Source organism: Gudongella oleilytica (assembly GCF_004101785.1).
GTDB lineage: Bacteria > Bacillota > Clostridia > Tissierellales > Tissierellaceae > Gudongella > Gudongella oleilytica.
On the sequence record NZ_CP035130.1, the window covers coordinates 52,939 to 73,175 of the forward strand.

At 41.3% G+C, this 20,237-nt stretch carries 18 protein-coding genes and 2 tRNA genes; 16 read left to right on the plus strand and 4 right to left on the minus strand.

Translation table 11 applies throughout. From position 1 onward, the window contains the following. Positions 1 to 141: 141 nt before the first annotated feature. The 13 genes from EC328_RS00280 (at position 142) to EC328_RS00340 (ending at position 11,780) form a co-directional block, all read left to right on the plus strand. A complete protein-coding gene (locus tag EC328_RS00280; protein WP_128424938.1) occupies positions 142 to 1,170 on the plus strand; it encodes a TAXI family TRAP transporter solute-binding subunit in 1,029 nt (342 codons plus the stop codon). 3 nt (positions 1,171 to 1,173) lie between these two features. Next, the gene (locus EC328_RS00285; protein WP_128424939.1) at positions 1,174 to 1,716 is read left to right on the plus strand and encodes a DUF1850 domain-containing protein; all 543 of its coding nucleotides are present in this window, start codon (positions 1,174 to 1,176) and stop codon (positions 1,714 to 1,716) included. Beyond that, positions 1,713 to 3,698, plus strand: coding sequence for a TRAP transporter permease (locus EC328_RS00290; protein ID WP_128424940.1), 1,986 nt, complete (start codon positions 1,713 to 1,715; stop codon positions 3,696 to 3,698). Before EC328_RS00285 ends, EC328_RS00290 begins: the two co-directional genes overlap by 4 nt. Positions 3,699 to 3,805: 107 nt before the next feature. Continuing rightward, entirely contained in the window at positions 3,806 to 4,192 is a 387-nt protein-coding gene (locus tag EC328_RS00295) for a DUF302 domain-containing protein (RefSeq protein WP_164905972.1), read from the plus strand. A gap of 257 nt (positions 4,193 to 4,449) precedes the next feature. Further along, positions 4,450 to 4,525: transfer RNA gene (locus tag EC328_RS00300), tRNA-Arg, on the plus strand. Positions 4,526 to 4,544: 19 nt separating this feature from the next. Next, positions 4,545 to 5,000 carry a tRNA adenosine(34) deaminase TadA gene (gene tadA, locus EC328_RS00305; protein ID WP_128424942.1) on the plus strand — a complete coding sequence of 152 codons (456 nt, stop codon included), beginning with the start codon at positions 4,545 to 4,547 and terminating at the stop codon, positions 4,998 to 5,000. A 68-nt stretch (positions 5,001 to 5,068) separates the two neighbouring features. Beyond that, the gene (gene ltaE, locus EC328_RS00310; protein ID WP_128424943.1) at positions 5,069 to 6,097 is read left to right on the plus strand and encodes a low-specificity L-threonine aldolase; all 1,029 of its coding nucleotides are present in this window, start codon (positions 5,069 to 5,071) and stop codon (positions 6,095 to 6,097) included. 97 nt (positions 6,098 to 6,194) lie between these two features. Next, on the plus strand, positions 6,195 to 6,668 hold the full coding sequence (locus EC328_RS00315) for a pyridoxamine 5'-phosphate oxidase family protein (RefSeq protein WP_128424944.1): 474 nt from the start codon (positions 6,195 to 6,197) through the stop codon (positions 6,666 to 6,668). 58 nt (positions 6,669 to 6,726) lie between these two features. After that, positions 6,727 to 6,817: transfer RNA gene (locus EC328_RS00320), tRNA-Ser, on the plus strand. Between the two features lie 193 nt (positions 6,818 to 7,010). Continuing rightward, complete coding sequence (locus EC328_RS00325) at positions 7,011 to 7,604, plus strand: type IV toxin-antitoxin system AbiEi family antitoxin domain-containing protein (RefSeq protein ID WP_128424945.1); 594 nt, start codon at positions 7,011 to 7,013, stop codon at positions 7,602 to 7,604. Next, positions 7,601 to 8,446, plus strand: coding sequence for a nucleotidyl transferase AbiEii/AbiGii toxin family protein (locus EC328_RS00330; RefSeq protein WP_128424946.1), 846 nt, complete (start codon positions 7,601 to 7,603; stop codon positions 8,444 to 8,446). The genes EC328_RS00325 and EC328_RS00330 overlap by 4 nt, the downstream gene beginning before the upstream one ends. Before the next feature lie 374 nt (positions 8,447 to 8,820). Beyond that, entirely contained in the window at positions 8,821 to 9,798 is a 978-nt protein-coding gene (locus tag EC328_RS00335) for a hypothetical protein (protein WP_128424947.1), read from the plus strand. Positions 9,799 to 10,133: 335 nt separating this feature from the next. Further along, the gene (locus tag EC328_RS00340) at positions 10,134 to 11,780 is read left to right on the plus strand and encodes a hypothetical protein (RefSeq protein WP_128424948.1); all 1,647 of its coding nucleotides are present in this window, start codon (positions 10,134 to 10,136) and stop codon (positions 11,778 to 11,780) included. Positions 11,781 to 11,824: 44 nt separating this feature from the next. On the opposite strand, the gene EC328_RS00345 is transcribed toward EC328_RS00340, so the two are convergent. Further along, entirely contained in the window at positions 11,825 to 12,475 is a 651-nt protein-coding gene (locus EC328_RS00345; RefSeq protein ID WP_128424949.1) for a DsbA family oxidoreductase, read from the minus strand. 216 nt (positions 12,476 to 12,691) lie between these two features. On the opposite strand from EC328_RS00345, the gene EC328_RS00350 reads away from it, so the two are divergent. Then, on the plus strand, positions 12,692 to 13,837 hold the full coding sequence (locus EC328_RS00350; RefSeq protein ID WP_164905973.1) for an aminotransferase class I/II-fold pyridoxal phosphate-dependent enzyme: 1,146 nt from the start codon (positions 12,692 to 12,694) through the stop codon (positions 13,835 to 13,837). A gap of 64 nt (positions 13,838 to 13,901) precedes the next feature. Beyond that, positions 13,902 to 14,681: an aminotransferase class V-fold PLP-dependent enzyme gene (locus EC328_RS00355; RefSeq protein ID WP_276318548.1), complete on the plus strand. Its 780-nt coding sequence runs from the start codon at positions 13,902 to 13,904 to the stop codon at positions 14,679 to 14,681. An 86-nt stretch (positions 14,682 to 14,767) separates the two neighbouring features. On the opposite strand, the gene EC328_RS00360 is transcribed toward EC328_RS00355, so the two are convergent. Both EC328_RS00360 and EC328_RS00365 read right to left on the minus strand, forming a co-directional pair. Continuing rightward, a complete protein-coding gene (locus EC328_RS00360) occupies positions 14,768 to 16,291 on the minus strand; it encodes an IS1182 family transposase (RefSeq protein ID WP_128424952.1) in 1,524 nt (507 codons plus the stop codon). 201 nt (positions 16,292 to 16,492) lie between these two features. Beyond that, complete coding sequence (locus tag EC328_RS00365) at positions 16,493 to 17,665, minus strand: MFS transporter (protein ID WP_128424953.1); 1,173 nt, start codon at positions 17,663 to 17,665, stop codon at positions 16,493 to 16,495. A gap of 199 nt (positions 17,666 to 17,864) precedes the next feature. On the opposite strand from EC328_RS00365, the gene EC328_RS00370 reads away from it, so the two are divergent. Further along, positions 17,865 to 18,626: a ZIP family metal transporter gene (locus EC328_RS00370; protein ID WP_128424954.1), complete on the plus strand. Its 762-nt coding sequence runs from the start codon at positions 17,865 to 17,867 to the stop codon at positions 18,624 to 18,626. An 81-nt stretch (positions 18,627 to 18,707) separates the two neighbouring features. Here the strand turns inward: EC328_RS00370 and EC328_RS00375 are convergent, their stop codons facing one another. Beyond that, positions 18,708 to 20,231 carry an IS1182 family transposase gene (locus EC328_RS00375; protein WP_128424955.1) on the minus strand — a complete coding sequence of 508 codons (1,524 nt, stop codon included), beginning with the start codon at positions 20,229 to 20,231 and terminating at the stop codon, positions 18,708 to 18,710. Positions 20,232 to 20,237: the final 6 nt, after the last annotated feature.

Below are 20,237 nucleotides of genomic sequence, written 5' to 3' on the forward strand. Positions count from 1 at the left end.
AAATAGCCTAAATATCAAATATTTCAACTATTCAACAAATTTTGAGTAGAATCCGGGCGGGTTTTCAGTTATAATATACTTATGAAGCTGCTTCGATAAAGAAGTAGCTTGATTCAGTACAAAAAGAAAAGGGGGATGAATATGAACAAAAAGATTTTATCTTTAATGATGGTTTTAGTACTTACTATGACTATGCTGATTGGATGCGCACCAGAGGCTCCAGCAGAAACACCTGCGGAAACACCGGCTGAGACTCCAGCAGAAACTCCTGCACCACCGGTTGAGAACGTTTTCGTATCGATCGCAACAGGCGGAACAGGCGGAACATATTACCCACTTGGCGGTGCAATGGCTAAGATATTCAACGAGAATATCCCAGGAGTTACTGCTAACGCTCAATCAACAGGAGCATCTGTTGAGAACGTAAACCTGGTCGCTCAAGGCGAAGCTGAAGTTGCCTTTGCACAAAATGACGTAACTTACTATGCTTGGACAGGAACCGAGAGTTTTGCAGGAAAAGACAAAATAACCAACATCAGAGGAATGGCAATGCTTTATCCAGAGGTTACTCAGGTAATAGCTACAGCTGAATCAGGAATCAAAAACCTTGCTGATCTGGCAGGCAAAAAAGTAGCTGTAGGAGCACCTGGATCAGGTACCGAGGTAAATGCAAGACAAATGCTTGCAGAATACGGCTTGGACTATACCGACCTTGCAAAGGCTGACTACCTATCCTTCAACGAAGCAGCTGATCAATTGAAGAACAAGCAAATCGATGCGGCATTCGTAACAGGTGCAGTCCCGACATCAGCAGTAACAGAGGTCACTCAAACGGCAGATATCGTAGTCGTAGCTATCGACTCCGACAAGATCGCAGCTTTGAATGCCAAATATCCATTCTATGCCGAGGTAGTAATACCTGCAAACAGCTACAGGGGACAAACAGAAGACGTAGTAGCAGCTGCTGTAATGGCAATGCTTATAGTTCCAGAAGACCTAAGTGAAGATTTGGTTTACAACATGACAAAGAGTATGTATGAGCAAAGACAGGTAATAATTGATACCCATGCAAGAGGAAATGACATTAAGCTCGAAACAGCACTTGTCGGTATGCCAATAGACGTTCACCCAGGAGCACAAAAATACTACGATGAGATGGGAATAAAGTAAAAAGTGTACAATAGAGTCCCAAGGAAAGGTACTGATAGTATCAGTACCTTTCCACTATTCTTTAAAATACTTGCAGCAGCTGCAATCATATTTTTATTGTTTTCTTCCCTTTATAAGATGGACTATCTCACAGCCTCAGATATGAGGACCGGAGAAATACTCAGGTCCTGGAAGATAAGAGATGGGGAATTTTTTACTGTTAAGTACACACATTCCGTCCAGCTGACTCCAGTTTGGGAGACATATGAGATACAATCCGGGGACATTGTCCTAAAGGAAACAATTTTTCAATCCTTTGGGGCGGGTTTGCCCTCAACATCACCTTATGATTTCGAGATAACAGAGCAGGGGTTTAGATTGTACAACATTGACATGAAAATAACAGATCTTGTTTACAGGGTTGGTGCAGTGCGAGCAAACCATATATTAATAATTCGTGAAAAGGAATATCCGTTCCTTGATTTTGCAGAACCAACGGAAGGGATCAAATTTAAAACCCAAAAAATGTCATTAATGAATTATCTAGCAAAGGAGGGGTTTAGATGACTGATGAAAAAGACATAATCCAGAAAGAAGCATTGGATGTAGATCAACTGATGGAGGAGTTTGATAAGGATACTTCAAAGCTCAGAAAACTTAAGGGAAACGTAGCTAAATTCGGCACTGTTATTGCCATAGCCATGGCATCTTTCCATCTTTATACCGCAGGATTTGGCACCTTGCTATCCTACAAACAAAGGTCATTACATATAATTTTTGCATTTATCCTAGGTCTGCTTCTATATCCGGCAGGAAAGAAATCCAGCAAAGAAAAGCCTTCAATACTGGATTTTGTACTGATGGGAATTGGAGTCGTAGTATTCGGTTATGTGTTCTTGTTCCCGGAGCAGCTGGCTTTAAAAGGTGGTAACGCCACCACTATGGACCTTGTATTTGGGATTCTGGCAATACTTCTAACACTTGAGGTAACAAGAAGGGTAGTTGGGCCAGAGCTTCCAATAGTGGCTATAGTATTTTTAGCCTATGCATATTTTGGGCCTCAAATGCCTGGAGTTCTGGCGCATAGAGGCTTCTCCTTAACAAGGATCGTATCGCATATGTACATGGGACTTGAAGGTATAATGGGCATACCATTGGGAGTATCGGCAACCTTCGTATTCCTGTTCATTCTTTTCGGTGCTTTCCTTGAAAAAACAGGTGTAGGTAAATTCTTTATCGACATGGCCTTTGGCCTTACAGGACACTATAAGAGCGGCCCTGCGATGACTGCTGTAGTAGCATCAGGTTTTATGGGCTCGATCTCAGGAAGCTCAGTAGCTAATACAGTAACTACAGGGGCGTTTACAATACCACTTATGAAGAAAACAGGCTATAAGCCATACTTTGCCGGAGCAGTTGAAGCAGCAGCTTCAACTGGAGGACAAATCATGCCGCCCGTAATGGGTGCAGCAGCCTTTATAATGGCTGAATTTACTGGCATACCTTATCTTAAAATAATTATCGCAGCAGCAATACCTGCCATACTATACTATTTCGCTGTTGGAACAATGGTGCATCTTGAAGCATCAAAGCTTGGGCTTAAGGGCCTGCCAAGAGAGCAGCTCCCTAAGGTAGGAAAGCTTATGTTAAGCAGAGGATACCTGCTTATACCTCTTGTAACAATAGTCTACTTCCTGGTAGCAGGCAACACACCAACCTTGGCTGCATTCAAGGCTATAGTAATAAGTCTTGTAATAGCAATCATCGCAACACTTGTACGTAAAGACAAATCCTTTACCTTTAATGACTTCTTAGGAGCATTGGAAGCTGGGGCAAAAGGAGCTGTAGGAGTAGCCTGTGCCTGTGCCTGTGCAGGTATGATAGTAGGAGTTGTAACTCTAACAGGCTTGGGACTTAGAATAGCAGAGCTTATTGTTTCAGCGGCAGGAGGAAACCTGCTTTTGACACTATTTTTCACAATGATTGCATCGATCATCCTTGGAATGGGCCTACCTACAACAGCTAAGTACATAGTACTTGCGACAATGGCAGTACCTGCACTTCTTAAACTTGATGTAAACCTAATGGCAGCTCACCTGTTTATACTATACTTTGGGGTAGTTGCAGATATTACACCTCCAGTTGCACTTGCAGCATATGCAGGAGCTGGAATAGCGGGTGCGAATTCTATGAAGACAGGCTTTCAGGCGGTAAAGATAGCCTTAGCAGCTTTCATAGTCCCATATATATTCGCAATAGACCCTAGACTAATAATGGTTGAGGAAATTGTGGGCTCAACAGTTGTATTTACTCCTTTTGTAAGTGCATTGCCTGTTGTGGTATCAGCAGTAATTGGAATCCTCTGTCTTGCCGCAGCTGTAGAGGGTTATCTGGTCAAGAAAACAAATATTATTGAAAGGGTACTATTAGCTGCAGCAGCTCTAATGCTTCTTAAGCCAGGTCTTGTAACGGATGCATTTGGAGTAGTTGTTCTGATTGGAACGTATTTATTCCAGAAGGCCAGCCTAAAGAAAGCACAGCAAGCATAATTAAAACAAATCCGCATCCAAATAAGGCTGCGGATTTTCTTTTGTTGATTATGATACCCATATGGGGTATAATGTGCATACAAGTAAAGCCGAAAGGAATGATGGATATGGAGCTATATTTGGAAAAGAGAACGAGCAAGTCCTTCGAGGAAGCACTGGTGGCTTTAAGAGAAACACTAAAGGAAAGGCAGTTCGGAGTATTATGGGAGCTAAACTTCAGGGATAAATTTGCAGAAAAAGGCTTTGAATACGGAAAGAACCACATGATCCTTGAGGTGTGCAATCCCAAGATTGCAATTGAGATCTTAAATGCCAAGCCGGATATGGCATATTTCTTGCCATGCAAGATGATGATCAGGGACGATGGAGACTCCGTCGTGGTCGGAATGATCAAGCCTGAGGCACTGGTAGACATAATGGGGGAAGATAGTATTAAAGAAGCAGCACTCATGGTCGAGAAAACCCTTTGGAGTGCGATAGAGGCCGCAGTATAGGCCTCGCTGGTGTAAAACAAGTGTAGGAAGAAATAAAGAGAATAGAGCACCATATGGTATGATCAATCTGCGACAAAAAACCAATACAAATGGAGGGGTCTATTCTCTTGAACATTATACAACGATCTGTGGAATTAATCACCAAAAGTTATTGTTAAATTTCATGATATTTTTTCCCTACAGTAAGTTGACACCATCCCAAAAGCTGATCCGATTGACAAAAATGGCAATAAATAATATAATTATTTTTGTGACTTGCACCCGTAGCTCAGAAGGATAGAGCGGTGCCCTCCTAAGGCATGTGCAGGGGTTCGATTCCTCTCGGGTGCACCATTTTTTTCAGGTGATAAATATGGATGAGCTCTTTATGAAGGAAGCAATAAATATAGCAAAAACAAGCACCTACGAGGTTCCCGTAGGTGCTGTTATAGTTTATGACGGAAAAATAATAGGGCGGGGCTGGAACCGGAGAGAAACGGAAAAAGACCCAACAGCTCATGCGGAAATAATGGCCATACAGGAGGCAAGCAGATTCCTGGGAGGCTGGAGGCTCGTTGACTGTACCATGTATGTCACCCTTGAGCCATGTGCCATGTGCGCTGGAGCGATAGTAAACGCCAGACTCCCAAGGCTTGTAATAGGAGCAATGGATCCAAGGTTTGGATGCTGTGGATCCAATGAGGACCTTGTAAGACATCCAAGAATGAACCATAGAGTAGAGCTTACAACAGGGGTAATGGAGAAGGAGTGCAGGCTTCTCCTGACAGAGTTCTTCAGAGAGCTTAGAAAATCAGGGAAGCCAAAATAATGGTTTCCCTTTAGTTTTATCCCCACAAATCGTATAATAAAAGCATAACTATAAACGGAGGGATACATATGAGATACATCGACCTGAGAAGCGACACAGTAACAATGCCAACGGATGAAATGAGAAAAGCAATGGCAGCAGCTCCAGTCGGAGATGATGTGTACGAGGATGACCCTACGATAAAAAGGCTTGAGGAGCTTGCAGCAAGAATGGCGGGAAAGGAAGCAGCGCTGTTCGTACCCTCAGGAACAATGGGGAATCAGCTTGCAATCATGAGCCATACCTCCTATGGAGATGAGATCATAGTTGGAGCGAACTCTCATATCGTAGTCCATGAGGTAGGAGCGGCAGCAAGGCTTTCTGGAGTAAGCTATGCAATAGTGGATAACCCGGACGACAGGATCTATGCAAAGGATATAATAAGAAAAATCAGAACAGATGACATCCATCATCCAAGAACCGGTCTTGTGTGCCTGGAAAATGCTCTGGCCAATGGCACAGTTGTACCATTAAACATAATGAAGGAAGTTTATGAAACGGCTAAAGCCAACGGATTGCCGGTTCATACAGACGGAGCAAGGTTATTCAATGCTGCAACAGCACTTGGAGTAGATGCATCTGAGGTAGCGAGATATACAGATTCAATTATGTTCTGCCTGTCAAAAGGGCTCTGCGCTCCTGTAGGTTCAATGCTGGCAGGTTCAGGTGAGTTCATAAATAGAGCAAGAAAGCACAGGAAGCTCCTTGGGGGAGGAATGAGACAAGCTGGTATTCTTGCTGCGGCAGGGATAATTGCACTTGAGGAAATGACCAAAAGGCTGTCCTCAGACCACGAAAATGCAAAGTACATGATGGAACGACTGATGGAGATCCCTGAGATCAGTCTTAAGCCTGAGAATGTGCAGATAGACATGGTATATTTCGGAATAAAAAAAGAAGACTTCGATGCGGCAGACTTTACGGAGTACCTTTTAACAAATGGAGTAAAGATAAATAACGACTGGCCATTGGAATTCAGATATGTTACACACAACGACATATTAAGAGATGATATTGATAAGGTGATCGGGTTAATGAAGGATTATTTTGCAAAATGACAACAATCCGTGTATAATATCCATTGTACCGGGTAAGCTTGAGAACTTATATTAGATCAAATATATATCGCATTGGTAAATGCAAGAGGAGAGCATCATGCAAAACAGAATGAAACTCCATATGCTGTCTGATCAGGAAATCGAAAGATTATTAACTGAAAGCCAGGTTGGAAGAATCGCTTCAGTCGATCCAGAAGGATATCCCTATGTGGTGCCTGTCCATTTCGTGTACCTCAACGAAAGAATTTACTTCCATGGACTGCCAAAGGGGCAGAAACTTGATTGCATCAGTAAAAATCCAAAGGTTGGGTTTGAAGTTGACGAAATGCTAAGCCTGATAAGCCAGGGAATAGAGGAACCATGTGAAATAAATACAGAATACAACAGCGTAATCGTCCGGGGAAATGCTGAAATTTTAACGGATATCGAGTATAAGAAGGAAGTGCTGCTTAAGATTGTGGAAAAGTATACTCCACAGCTTAGCGGGAAGGATATCCCTGAAAACATGGTAAAAGGAACAGCAGTAATCGAAATTACGATCGAGGAACTTACCGGGAAATACTATAAGTAGCAATAACTGGTTCTCCATAGTGTGGTTACTACGGAGAGCCAGCATCTAAATATATATTGGAGAAGTACCCAAGTGGCTGAAGGGTCCGCTCTCGAAAAGCGGTAGGTCGTTAACGCGGCGCGAGGGTTCAAATCCCTCCTTCTCCGCCAGATATTAAAGCACAGTTGTTTATTGAAATAACTGTGCTTTTTTTAGAAGCTCATTTCGAATAAAATGATTTGAAGCAATTTGATTAGCATGCTTGTTTTATTAATGAAGTGTGCACAAAAATCAAATATATATTGATATTTGTGCACATTTTGTATATTATATTAGCATGGAAATCAAATTAGAGGTGATAGCATGGCTGTACCCAATGAACTTAAATCAGTCCTTAAGCAAAATGGTGGAATCGTTACTACCGCCCAAGCAAATAAAGCCGGTGTCTCAAACGAAAGATTGCGCCTGCTCGTCAATTCAGGTGATTTAGACCGTGTGTCTACTGGGATTTATGTTTTGCCTGATGAATTTGTTGACAAGATGTATATCGTACAACTACGGCGTCCGAAAGTCATCTATTCGCATGAAACAGCACTATTTCTGCACGAACTGACGGATCGTGATCCAATCAACTATATGGTTACAGTTCCAACAGGCTACAATCCAACACGGCTTCGAGAAAATGGTCTCAAAGTTTTTACAATTAAGCGCGAATTGCATGAAATTGGAGTGACAAAACTAACTACAATGTTTGGAAACTCTATTACAGCCTATGATATGGAACGCACAATTTGTGACTGTCTGAGAAGTCGGAACGATTTAGACATCGCAGTTGTCACAGATGCAATTAAGCGTTACGCCAAGCGTAAAGACAAAAATCTTAATAAACTCATGCTAATGGCAGAAGCATTCAAAGTTACCAAACTACTCAGAAGCTACATGGAGGTATTGTTATGAGAACTTCCACGCAGTTAAAAGCCTTGATCAGAAACCTTTCGAAAAAATCGAATGTAGAGACTGAGATCCTGCTTCGCAACTTCATGATGGAGTGTTTCTTGGAACGTATTTCTGTTTCAGATTACAAACATAACTTTATTCTTAAAGGAGGCATGCTCATTGCTGCGATGGTTGGCATTGATGCGCGCACCACAATGGATATGGATGCAACAATCAAAGGGCAGACATTATCTAAGAGTGAACTATCAGAGATCATTCAGGACATCTTGACCATTCAGATTGAGGATGGAGCTGAATTTTCAATACGAGGGATTGAGGAGATACGCGAAGAAGCAGACTATCCAGGGTATCGTGTTTCAATCGGAGCCGTATTTGATAAAACTCGCCAAATGCTTAAGATTGACATCACAACCGGAGATCCTGTTACCCCAAGGGAAATGGAGTATGATTATAAGCTAATGTTTGAAGATAGAACAATCAGCATTATGGCATATAACTTGGAAACGGTTCTTGCCGAGAAGCTTGAGACGATCATTACCCGTGGCGTCACCAATACCCGAATGAGAGATTTTTATGATATATATGTCCTGACTAATACACAAACCTTCGACGTGAAAATTTTTAAGACAGCATTGGTCAATACAGCTGAAAAACGAGGTACTACCAATCAGATGTCAACTGAAACTATGAATACTATTGATTTCATAATGGAGAACGATATCATGGCTGATCTCTGGGAAAAATACCAAAAGAAATACTTCTATGCAGCTGATATTACTTGGGCAATGGTTATCAATGCAGTGAAAAACTTGGCTGAAGGGTCCGCTCTCGAAAAGCGGTAGGTCGGCACAACCGGCGTGAGGGTTCAAATCCCTCCTTCTCCGCCAGGCGCTTAGCATATTCATTCAGAATATGCTGGGCGTCTTTTTTAATGTTGACGCAAAAGCGCCTTACGGGCGGGGCCAGGCCCCCGTACCCCCCCACCCCCCGGAAGCGGTAAATTTAAATTTAAAATCATAGTATCCATTTTTCGTGTAGGTAGCAATAATATTCCATTTTATATTTGCAATTGCTATCAGTCCATGATAGGATAACACTGTCGATTATCGATTGAAATCAGAAATAATGATAGCATTTGGTGTGCTATATTTAATCCAAACATTGTGCCTTCTTTAGCAGGCCAGTCCAAACGAATTCAATTAAGGGGACACATACTATGAGTAAAAACCCTAAATCGCATCTTGCACTCTTGCTGCTGCTGATTATACCCTCTTTGCTGATGTTGGTAGGTTGCGACAATAAGCCGGGAACCAAACTGCCCGAAAAACCAGATACTCCATCCATGGAAGAACAGGCACCGGCTCCTGTACGGGATTTGGTCCTTTCCTATCTTCGCAACGAAGCTACATCAGAAGATGCCGTCTACTTTGCATCAGAGGAACCCGAGGAACCCCAAGAAGGCGATCTTCGTATCGACAGTCTTGTCTATGTAGATGAAAGGGTTTTATATGAAACTATTGGGGTGGCTTATAAAATAGAGTACAGCAGATACTGGTTAACACGAGAAAGCCAGGATTCTGAGGGCACTTACGATTGGCATCAAAGCCAACCCGGTTATGTGGTGTTAAATCGCAGTGGCTATGAAGAAAACCCGGACAAGTACACCTGGGATAGGGTAATGGGCATTTCCTATGATGTGGATTCCGATAAGAAAATTGAGGAAACTATTTTGGAAGTTGCTTACGGCATATGGGATATAGATGTGTCCATTAATTTCGATGGATATCCACAATATGTGGGGCCTGGCTCCACTTATATTCCTATAAACGAGGAACCAGAAAAAGAGATTTTAGAGGAATATGAGCCAATATACAATGAGGGAGATTATTGGTTACGCTTGGATTACAAGGGACTTACCGCTTTGTGTTACCACAATAAAGCTGAGGATTTAAATAGGATAAACAACCTTGAGACTGTGCGCACCGACCTTGCCACTTATCGTGGCATTAGAATCGGTATGAGCCGAGAGGAAGTATTGCTTGCATACCCAAACATTTTTGATACGCAATTTTGGAGTCGTGAAGGCGACTACCTCTGGTATTGCAATAACGAAGGTGGGTGGGGACTGGCATTGATATTCTGGTTTAAGGATGATATGGTGACAAAAATTGAGTTAGTGAACATACTTGACTGAAAGAGCCAATCTCAAATACTTATTTTCAAACAATTAGGGGGTTCACACTCTGCACATGGAACAAACGGAAACAAGCAAGGGTGTTCACGCAACAAACGGGAACAGAGTTAGCGGGTGCATTTTGTATCAAACTTGTGTTCTTTGCCAGATATTAAAGCACAGTTATTTATTGAAATAACTGTGCTTTATTTTATTTTTGCTTTTTGAACATTGCCGATAAACGGTCATTTTGTCATGCCTGTGCCAAACTAAAAAAATATGTGTTTATCGATAAAATGTTTTGATAAGATAATTCTAAGATATTAAAATATCAACAATTACAGGGGGTCAGGGCAGTGAGAAAATTCAAAGACCTAATTAAGCGCTTCATAGCGCTTACACTGGCAGCCACAATGATACTAAGCCTAAGTGCATGCGGTTCAAAGGACACCACTAATGAAGCTGAGGAATTAGAACCGATTACTGTAGATCGGGAACCCGAACCAGAATCGCTAAAAGTAGCAAATGAAGCAACCACAATTGCTCTTAGACAGTACATCTATGCGAGACTTGCAACGGAGAAATTTTTGACTTTAGATTCCTCATCGACGACAATGGAGGAAGTCTCTGATATTGTTGACGAGCTCCTGGTCATATGGGAAAATGCAGAGCAGTATTCACTGGCCGCAGAGGAGCTTAGCAGCAAAGCAGAAAAAATTCTCGAGATATCAGTATCAAAACAAGAATCCCTGATTGGCAGACATAAGCTTCAGCCAATGAGCCTTGCGTCTATCCCTTCCGGTCTTCAATTCTACGGTCTTGCAGCAGATCCAAAAAAACTTGGATCGCAGATCTGGGCAGAAAATCTGACAAAACAATTTGATGCTCTGAAAGGAGCTCAGCTGTATAAGCAGCTGGCTCAGCAGCTTGGAACAGATGCTAAATCCGCCTTTGAACAAATGCAGCTTGCCCAGAGTATTATTCATGGCCAAGCGACGGAGGATGCGGCATTCTGGGATAAAATGACCAAGGCTGCACAGGCTACAAAGACCGCCAGCAAAGTTGGCGTCTTCGTGGTGGGTACGATAGTCACCGGAGGAGGCAGCATAGCCGCTCTTGGGACAAGCAGCATGACACTTGGTACTACTGCAGGAGTCATCGTAGGCGGCACTGATTGCATTGTGGATATAGCAGCTACTGGCAGCAATATCATTCTAGGCGAAAATCATCAAGTGACGGTTGGTTTTGATGATGTGAAAGAAAAGCTGGCGCCTGTATCTGCAGTGGTAGGTCTTGCATCCTTTAATGCTGCTGAGACGGGAGAACAACTTTCATATATTGGAGATACATTGACGGACTGGTTTTTTGAGGGCAAGGTCATGGGAGTCAAGGTGGATGGCGGGACCGTAACTGCAAGGATCTTCGACAGTGTAGGAGTTGAAGCGCTTAGATCAGCCTTAGAAACCGCTGGCTATGTTTTTCCCGAGACCTCTGAAAAACTTGAGGATATAATGCAGGAGCTGGGGATAGATCCACAGACAATAGAAGAGAGAATGAGGGAACTGGACTCCAAAATGTCTCAGCTGGAAAGTTCAGAAAACAAGGGCGAGGTAACTGAGAATCAGCCTCCGGTTGATGAAGCACCGAAGGAAGAAGAACCCCAGGTCCCGGGAGCAGCCGGATTCGCAGTTGGGAAGTTAAGCCTATTAGGTACATACTCCATCGTTTCCACAAACAAGGATGGTGGAGACCGAGTTGCCGGATCTATAAGCATTGGCGATAACGGCGATGGAAATATTATTTGGACTCACTTGGATGGAAGACAGCTGATACTCCCCTATGACCAGGAAAGCAGAAGAATATTAGGATCCAGTCAGGGAGTAAATGTTGATGTAACATTCGATCCATGGGATGAGGATGTTCTGGGGGTGGGAATTTCCGAAGAGACTGTCTCGGGTACTTACCAAATGAGGATTTTATCTTTAACTAAGACATCTGACTGATAAAATTAGTAAGAATTTCGGAGCCCTATTGGGCTCCGTATTTTTTAAGAAGGATCGAGCTTCATTTCCTGCTTAACTTCCTCGATCGAACGGACAATATTTGAAATGCTCTGTGCACCACTGACCCTGAATCTTCCATTAATAACCAGGTGAGGAATGCTGCGAATACCATATAGATCAGCTAAACTGAGGTCTTTTTCAACTTCTTCCAAAGTATTTTTATCTGAAAAATAAAGCTTCCAACTCTCAAAATCAATTCCAGTCTCCTTTACTACTTCCTCAATAACATCCTGTGATCCCACGTCCCGGTTTTGTACAAAAAGTGCGTACTGCAATGCATCTAATACATCCCAGTATACTTGGTCGCCCCCCACATAATACGCCGCTTTACAAGCTGTGAGCGCCTTCATCGAAGTAGGGAATGGAAAATCTGATTGTCGCATACCCTCAATGTTGAATCTGTGAAGGTCATCATTATGGTTGGCATGCTCCCAATGACCAAGTATCTCATCCTTGGCCTTTGCTCTAGATCCAAACATCAGGTCAAAATGCTTCTCCTCTTTGACCAGTGCAAAGGACCTATGAACGATTTCCACATCAGGCATTATTTCCTTAAGCCTTCTCATTCTGTATGACATGGGGAAACAAAAACTGCAAATCACATCGTGAAAAAACTCTATAGTAATTTTACTCATAATGAAACACTCCTTGCTTGAAATATATTTAGACGTATCGATGTATAGTTACCATTAATCCTTGGAAATTAATCATAAAAAAGTGGAGAAAGCATAGGAGACGATTCCAGTTGAGATTTGCTGATAATAGTTCATGTTATATCATATGAAATTATCCTGATAACTAGTATAATGGACCTAGGTGACATATGTTTAAAAGTAAAAGGAGGAGAGGTTATGATTTTAGCAGACTTTTTAGTTGAGCAGTGGCTTAATCCAATGGATTCAAAAGCGGAACACAATTTAGGTACAAGCTGTGTTAGGGCAATGACCATGGATGAGCTTTTCCGGGTAACGAACCAGGATGAGGATGCCTTTCTCGAAGAGATGAGGACTATGAGCCTTCACTACCACCATGGAGATTCCACAGGTTCTCCAAGGATAAAGAAAGCTGTTGCAGGCATCTACCCAAGGTCCAATGTTTCACCTGACCATGTCATGATGGTTCACGGAGGCACCGGAGCAAATGATATAGTCATTATGGGTCTTCTTGAAAAAGGTGACAACATTGTAGTCGTAAAGCCTACATATCAGCAGCACTACGATATCCCAAAATCAATCGGCATCGAAACAAGGATCGTCCAGCTTAAAGAGGAAGACGATTATTTGCTCAATATGGACACATTAAGAAAGACGGTTGATAAAAACACTAAGCTAATAGCACTTTCCAATCCCAATAACCCTACTGGAGCGACTCTATATGAGGAGGACCTTAGAGAACTGGTAGAAATAGCTAAGAGCGTAGATGCATACATACTCTGTGACGAGATCTATCGAGGTTTGGATGAGACATACATGTCATCAATACTAGACTATGGATATGATAAAGCCATAAGCGTAAGCAGTATGTCTAAGATGTTTTCAATGGCGGGGACTCGAATTGGCTGGATAGTGACAAGGGATGAAGCTGCCTACAGAAACTTTGAGAACAGGAGATCCTACAATACTATATGCTGCGGTATCGTTGATGAAGTGATATCATCGATCGCACTGGAGAATTATGAGAAAGTATGGGAAAGATCAAGAAACATTCTCCTGCCAAATAAAGAGATCGTATATAACTGGGTCAAAACTCAACCACATTTAAGTCTTCGCGGCGATGCTAAGGGGACAACCTGCCTAGTCCGTTACGATTACAATATTTCATCGACTGAATTGGCTGTTGATGCTATGGAAAAAGCGAAGATACTCGTATGCCATGGAGCCTGCTTCGATGAGGAGCCGGCATTTAGGATAGGCTATGGTGGATACACTGACCAGGATAAGCTAAGAGCCAGCTTGGATGCATTCAGCAGTTATCTAAAAACACTTGAGAATAGGTAATTATTGGTGATTAAAAGCAGTATAAAAGCAGTAGGGACTGTCCCTACTGCTTTTTACTCTAACTCTGGACCTTTCAGAGCTGGATTCTGTAATCAACCAAAAGACTGTTCTCGTAGCCGCAGGCTTGGCTTCAAACGGTGTGGGAACTATCAACGATGCCAAGAAAATCAGCATGAGAACTAAGGAAGTAGGGGCATTATTCTCGCTTGATGCAGTACAGGCTGTTCCTCACATTTACGTCGACAGAGACTATTACGACGCTGACATTCTTTTCTGCTCGACCTATAAGTTCTTTGGACCCCATATGGGAGCAGCAATAATAAAGAAGGGGCTTCTCGAGTCCCTCAAGGCATACAAGCTTGCTTGCGCAACAGATGACATCCCTTTCAAATTGGAGCTAGGAACCCAAAACCATGAAGGTATAGCAGGGATAGAGCCTGCAGTTGAGTTCATTGCATCCTTTGGGAAGGGTAAGACAAGAAGGGAAAGGATCATATCAGGCTATGAGGTCATGGAAGAATATGAAAACTTCCTTGCAGATAAGCTTAGAAGTGCTCTTAAAGAGATTCCTGAAATAAAGCTATATCAAGCTCCTGAAGGGGTCAGAAAAACTCCGACCGTATCATTTACCATAAAAGGAATGAACTCAGGTGATGCAGTCAGATGGATTATTGAAAACTACTCGATATTCGTTGCCCACGGCCATTTCTATGCAAGTACATTGGCTGATGTACTCGGTATAAACGAAAACGGGGGCTGGATCAGAGCCGGTTTCGAGCCATACAATACAGAGGAAGAGATCGATGAATTCATAAAGGCAGTAAAAGAGCTAATAACTAAATAACCTTTGATTATCAATAGAGAAGCAGCGGGGACGGTTCGAGACCAGTGAAAAACTAAGGTTTTTTAGCGACATTTTTTAGCTGAAACCTAAAAATCATATCTTGGACCCCAAAATAACCAAAATTGGATATTTGTAAAATATAGAGAGGATGCTATTGCAGCTATCCTCTTTATATTTACCGCTATCGCAGCCAATTTCGACTGGATCGAGACACTTAAAAGACCATACCCTCTTGCTCGGGACAGTCCGTGAAATCTTTTCAACTCTGCATTTTTACCCTCTATTGATGCTCTCTTTTTATACTTTTCTCTAAACTCTTCCGTCTTTTGATATTGAGAGATCTCATAGAACTGCATTGTATTTAAACCAACTTGTAAGACTCTCCTTTTATCGCTACCTGAACACTCATCATGCATTGGGCATTTTTCGCACTGTGCTATATCAAAATAGTATTTGTAACCTGCCCTGAATTTTCCTTGGCTCGTACCTGTGAAGTATTTTCTTTCTATGCTTGTATTCCCCTGCATGCACTGCCACTCATCTGAATCTTTGTTGTATGTAAATTTTGTTTCATCAAGTCTGTATACCACTGCACTAACCGGTATGTAGGCTCTTGCTTGTACAGACTCTATGTCATCCAGTATGAATTTTCTAAAGTATGCCTTATCTCCATATACTTCCCTAATATTTACTCCAGCTTTCTTTGTGCTGTCCAGGAGTTCTTTCGCGTAACTTCCGTCTATGTATGCTCCATTTGCTGTTCTTACTGAGGTTATTATCCTTTCTTCTGTTGTCATCACAAATTCTGACTTGTAGCCATAAAAATCCTGGGTCTTGCTTTTTCTACCAACTCTTGCATCTTCATCTATCAGTGATCGTGTACCCTTTTGATTTATGAATTTCGGGTCGCTTAAGATGTCTTTGGCTCTATTGATCGCTTTATTCGTGTTTGCATTATCCGGGGTTATACAGCTGCCTACTTTCTCTATTACTGTTTCTAGATAGTCTTTCATGACAGACTTGGCTTCTTTATGATCCTTGATTTCCTTGTATTCAGGAACTTGTGGCAAGTCTTTTAGTTCTTCTTTTGTATCTTCTTCATAGCTTTTGATTATTTCCTGCGCAAGATGTTTCATCAATCGCTCAGGTGTTTTTTTGATTGTATTTGCTTCTATGTGTGTAGCATCTATACTTACGCTTGATGAGCTTATGATACCTCTTTCTACGCATTGTTTCACAATCTCAGTTATGATTTCATCAAGAGTGGATTCTCTTAATCTATGGGTCCTGAATTTGGATAAGAGGCTTTTGTCAGGAAGACTTTCCTCTGGATTGACTCCTAGGAAGTAAAGATATGCTAAATTAAGCTCTGCTTCTTCGATGACTCTCTCGTCTGAAAGATTGTATAGGTGTTGTAAAAACAGCAATTTACACATCAATTCAGGTTCCTTAGCGGGTCTTCCGAACTCCTTGCAGTAGCTGCTTGAAAGGAGACGATTAATGAAGCTAAAGTCTACGACAGAATCTATCTTCTTTAGGATATGATTCTCGGGTATTTTATTGTATAATGATGAGTGGAACGACAATTGCTTAGGCTTTGTTCGTAACATAGAAATATCCTCCTTTTGGTAATGTTGGTTCGCTACTTACATTATACCATAAACGGGGGGATATTTTTATGTGAAATCGAGTAATTACAATGGTTTTAAGGTTCTGATCGCATAACTCTATTCTATTTTGAGTGGGACTAGTTCAGGACTTTTTCACTGGTCTCGGACGGTTCCTGGTGCTTTTTTAATGTTCGTTTATTTTCAATCTGCAGCACAATTCTTCTTATTACCCAATACTACCATTATCATAATAGCAGAGATGATCCCAAGAATACCACCGAATATAAATGGAGCATTTGAACCAAATTTGACCCATAACAATCCAGCAATAATTGAAGATAGTAGGAGCCCAATACCCTGAAGCATGCCATATACACCCAGGACTGTTCCAGTTAGCCCCTTCGGTGAATTTTCAACGATGAAAGCTCTTTCAGCCCCGCTGATCAAAGCGTTATAAGCTCCATAAGCAGAAAAAAGTATAATGGTGGAAAGCTTTGACGATAAAAAAGCAAAACCCAGATATACTATCCCATAAACAATATATCCTGGAACAATGATCCTGCTCCTTCCAAGTTTATCTGATAGTATGCCTGAAGGGATTGCAAGTAATGAAGCTGAGATATTGAATAGCAAGTACAATAAAATTACCTGAGAAGCTGAGAACCCTCTTTCCTGAGCCTTTAGAAGCAAAAAAGCATTGGATGAATTGCCTAAGCAGAATATAAATATAATTGCGAGATACCATCTTAAATTGCCCTTAAGCTGTGATCCTTCTAACTTAAGTTTTTCCCTGTGTGTATTTATGCTTTTATCTTCCTTCACAGCACCTAATATCAAGATTCCTAATATTGCGGGAACTATCGAAAATAAGAATGCCTTATTAAAGCCATAGTTGGTAGCTATAAAAAAATATGCAAAAACCACGCCCAGAGCAGAACCGGCCATATCAAGCATTTTATGAAGCCCAAAGGAACCGCCCAGATTATTACCTCTATTGGATTGTGCAACAAGAGCATCTCTTGGAGCAGTTCGTATCCCTTTACCTGTACGATCGATTATTCTGGCAATAAGTACTCCAGTCCACGATGATGCAATAATAAGGAATATCTTGTATATGACAGATGCAGCGTAACCCGCAAAGGCAAGAGTTTTCTTATTGTGGTAGACATCACCAATGTAACCACTAAAAACCTTCAAAATAGAAGCAAGGCTTTCAGCTATGCCCTCAATCACCCCTATTATTGCGGGAGAAGTTCCCAAGGCTGCAGATAAATACAACGGGATCAATGGGTATACCATTTCTGTGCTCATATCTACAAAAAAACTAACCAGTCCCAATAAAACAATATTTGAATTTAAAAATCTGTTTTTCATAGCACACCTTCGATTTTATTTATTTTATGAATCTTACGATACCCCTTTGCTTTAATAAAATCAAGATGCATACTGCTCAGCTTGATCAAAGATAATACTTATATTCAAGTATTTGTTTCATTGGTGGGTATCAATAGCTTATGATTATAGACAGTGTCAGTAGTTGATTAAAATTCATGATAGTAAAGGGAGAATCCATATGAACTCCATACCATTATTTATACAAGCTGGATTTTGGGGAGGATTAGCTGGAAGTTCACTTCTTATTGGCGCCCTTATCGGGTACTACTGCAACCTTAATCAAAGACTGGTTGCAGCAGTAATGGCATTTGGCAGCGGAGTATTGATATCAGCTCTTTCCTTCGAACTAATTCAGGAAGCTTACAATAAAGGCGGTTTGAAATCCGCAGGGATGGGTTTCATTATAGGAGCATTGGTCTATACTGCTGCGAACTATTTTATATCCAAAAAAGGGGCGAAGCACCGTAAAAGGTCTAACCTCAAGGGGAAATCTCATCTGGACACAAGTGACGCAGGAGCGTTATCAATAGCTATGGGAGCATTCATAGACGGCATACCGGAATCATTGGTTATAGGACTAAGTATCATAGACGGGGGAAGGATAAATCTCATAACCGTTTTGGCAATATTCATATCAAATATCCCAGAGGGTCTTTCAAGCTCAGCTGGCATGAAGAACGCAAAAAGAAGCAAAATCTACATATTTTCTATCTGGGGAATAATTGCCCTCACAAGCTCAATAGTATCTTCTTTGGGTTATACATTGTTTAAAGGAATCAGTTCAGGCTTCGTTTCCGCAATACTGGCAGTGGCAGCTGGTGCTATCCTCTCAATGGTTGTGGATACGATGATACCCGAAGCATTTGAAGAAACCCATGACTTTGCAGGATTAATAACAGCAATTGGATTTTTAAGCGCCTTTATACTCAGCAATATGTAAAAGCAGCGGGGACAAAGCAGCGGGGACGGTTCGAGACCAGTGAAAAACTAAGGTTTTTTAGCGACATTTTTTAGCTGAAACCTAAAAATCATATCTTGGACCCCAAAATAACCAAAATTGGATATTTGTAAAATATAGAGAGGATGCTATTGCAGCTATCCTCTTTATATTTACCGCTATCGCAGCCAATTTCGACTGGATCGAGACACTTAAAAGACCATACCCTCTTGCTCGGGACAGTCCGTGAAATCTTTTCAACTCTGCATTTTTACCCTCTATTGATGCTCTCTTTTTATACTTTTCTCTAAACTCTTCCGTCTTTTGATATTGAGAGATCTCATAGAACTGCATTGTATTTAAACCAACTTGTAAGACTCTCCTTTTATCGCTACCTGAACACTCATCATGCATTGGGCATTTTTCGCACTGTGCTATATCAAAATAGTATTTGTAACCTGCCCTGAGTTTTCCTTGGCTCGTACCTGTGAAGTATTTTCTTTCTATGCTTGTATTCCCCTGCATGCACTGCCACTCATCTGAATCTTTGTTGTATGTAAATTTTGTTTCATCAAGTCTGTATACCACTGCACTAACCGGTATGTAGGCTCTTGCTTGTACAGACTCTATGTCATCCAGTATGAATTTTCTAAAGTATGCCTTATCTCCATATACTTCCCTAATATTTACTCCAGCTTTCTTTGTGCTGTCCAGGAGTTCTTTCGCGTAACTTCCGTCTATGTATGCTCCATTTGCTGTTCTTACTGAGGTTATTATCCTTTCTTCTGTTGTCATCACAAATTCTGACTTGTAGCCATAAAAATCCTGGGTCTTACTTTTTCTACCAACTCTTGCATCTTCATCTATCAGTGATCGTGTACCCTTTTGATTTATGAATTTCGGGTCGCTTAAGATGTCTTTGGCTCTATTGATCGCTTTATTCGTGTTTGCATTATCCGGGGTTATACAGCTGCCTACTTTCTCTATTACTGTTTCTAGATAGTCTTTCATGACAGACTTGGCTTCTTTATGATCCTTGATTTCCTTGTATTCAGGAACTTGTGGCAAGTCTTTTAGTTCTTCTTTTGTATCTTCTTCATAGCTTTTGATTATTTCCTGCGCAAGATGTTTCATCAATCGCTCAGGTGTTTTTTTGATTGTATTTGCTTCTATGTGTGTAGCATCTATACTTACGCTTGATGAGCTTATGATACCTCTTTCTACGCATTGTTTCACAATCTCAGTTATGATTTCATCAAGAGTGGATTCTCTTAATCTATGGGTCCTGAATTTGGATAAGAGGCTTTTGTCAGGAAGACTTTCCTCTGGATTGACTCCTAGGAAGTAAAGATATGCTAAATTAAGCTCTGCTTCTTCGATGACTCTCTCGTCTGAAAGATTGTATAGGTGTTGTAAAAACAGCAATTTACACATCAATTCAGGTTCTTTAGCGGGTCTTCCGAACTCCTTGCAGTAGCTGCTTGAAAGGAGACGATTAATGAAGCTAAAGTCTACGACAGAATCTATCTTCTTTAGGATATGATTCTCGGGTATTTTATTGTATAATGATGAGTGGAACGACAATTGCTTAGGCTTTGTTCGTAACATAGAAAT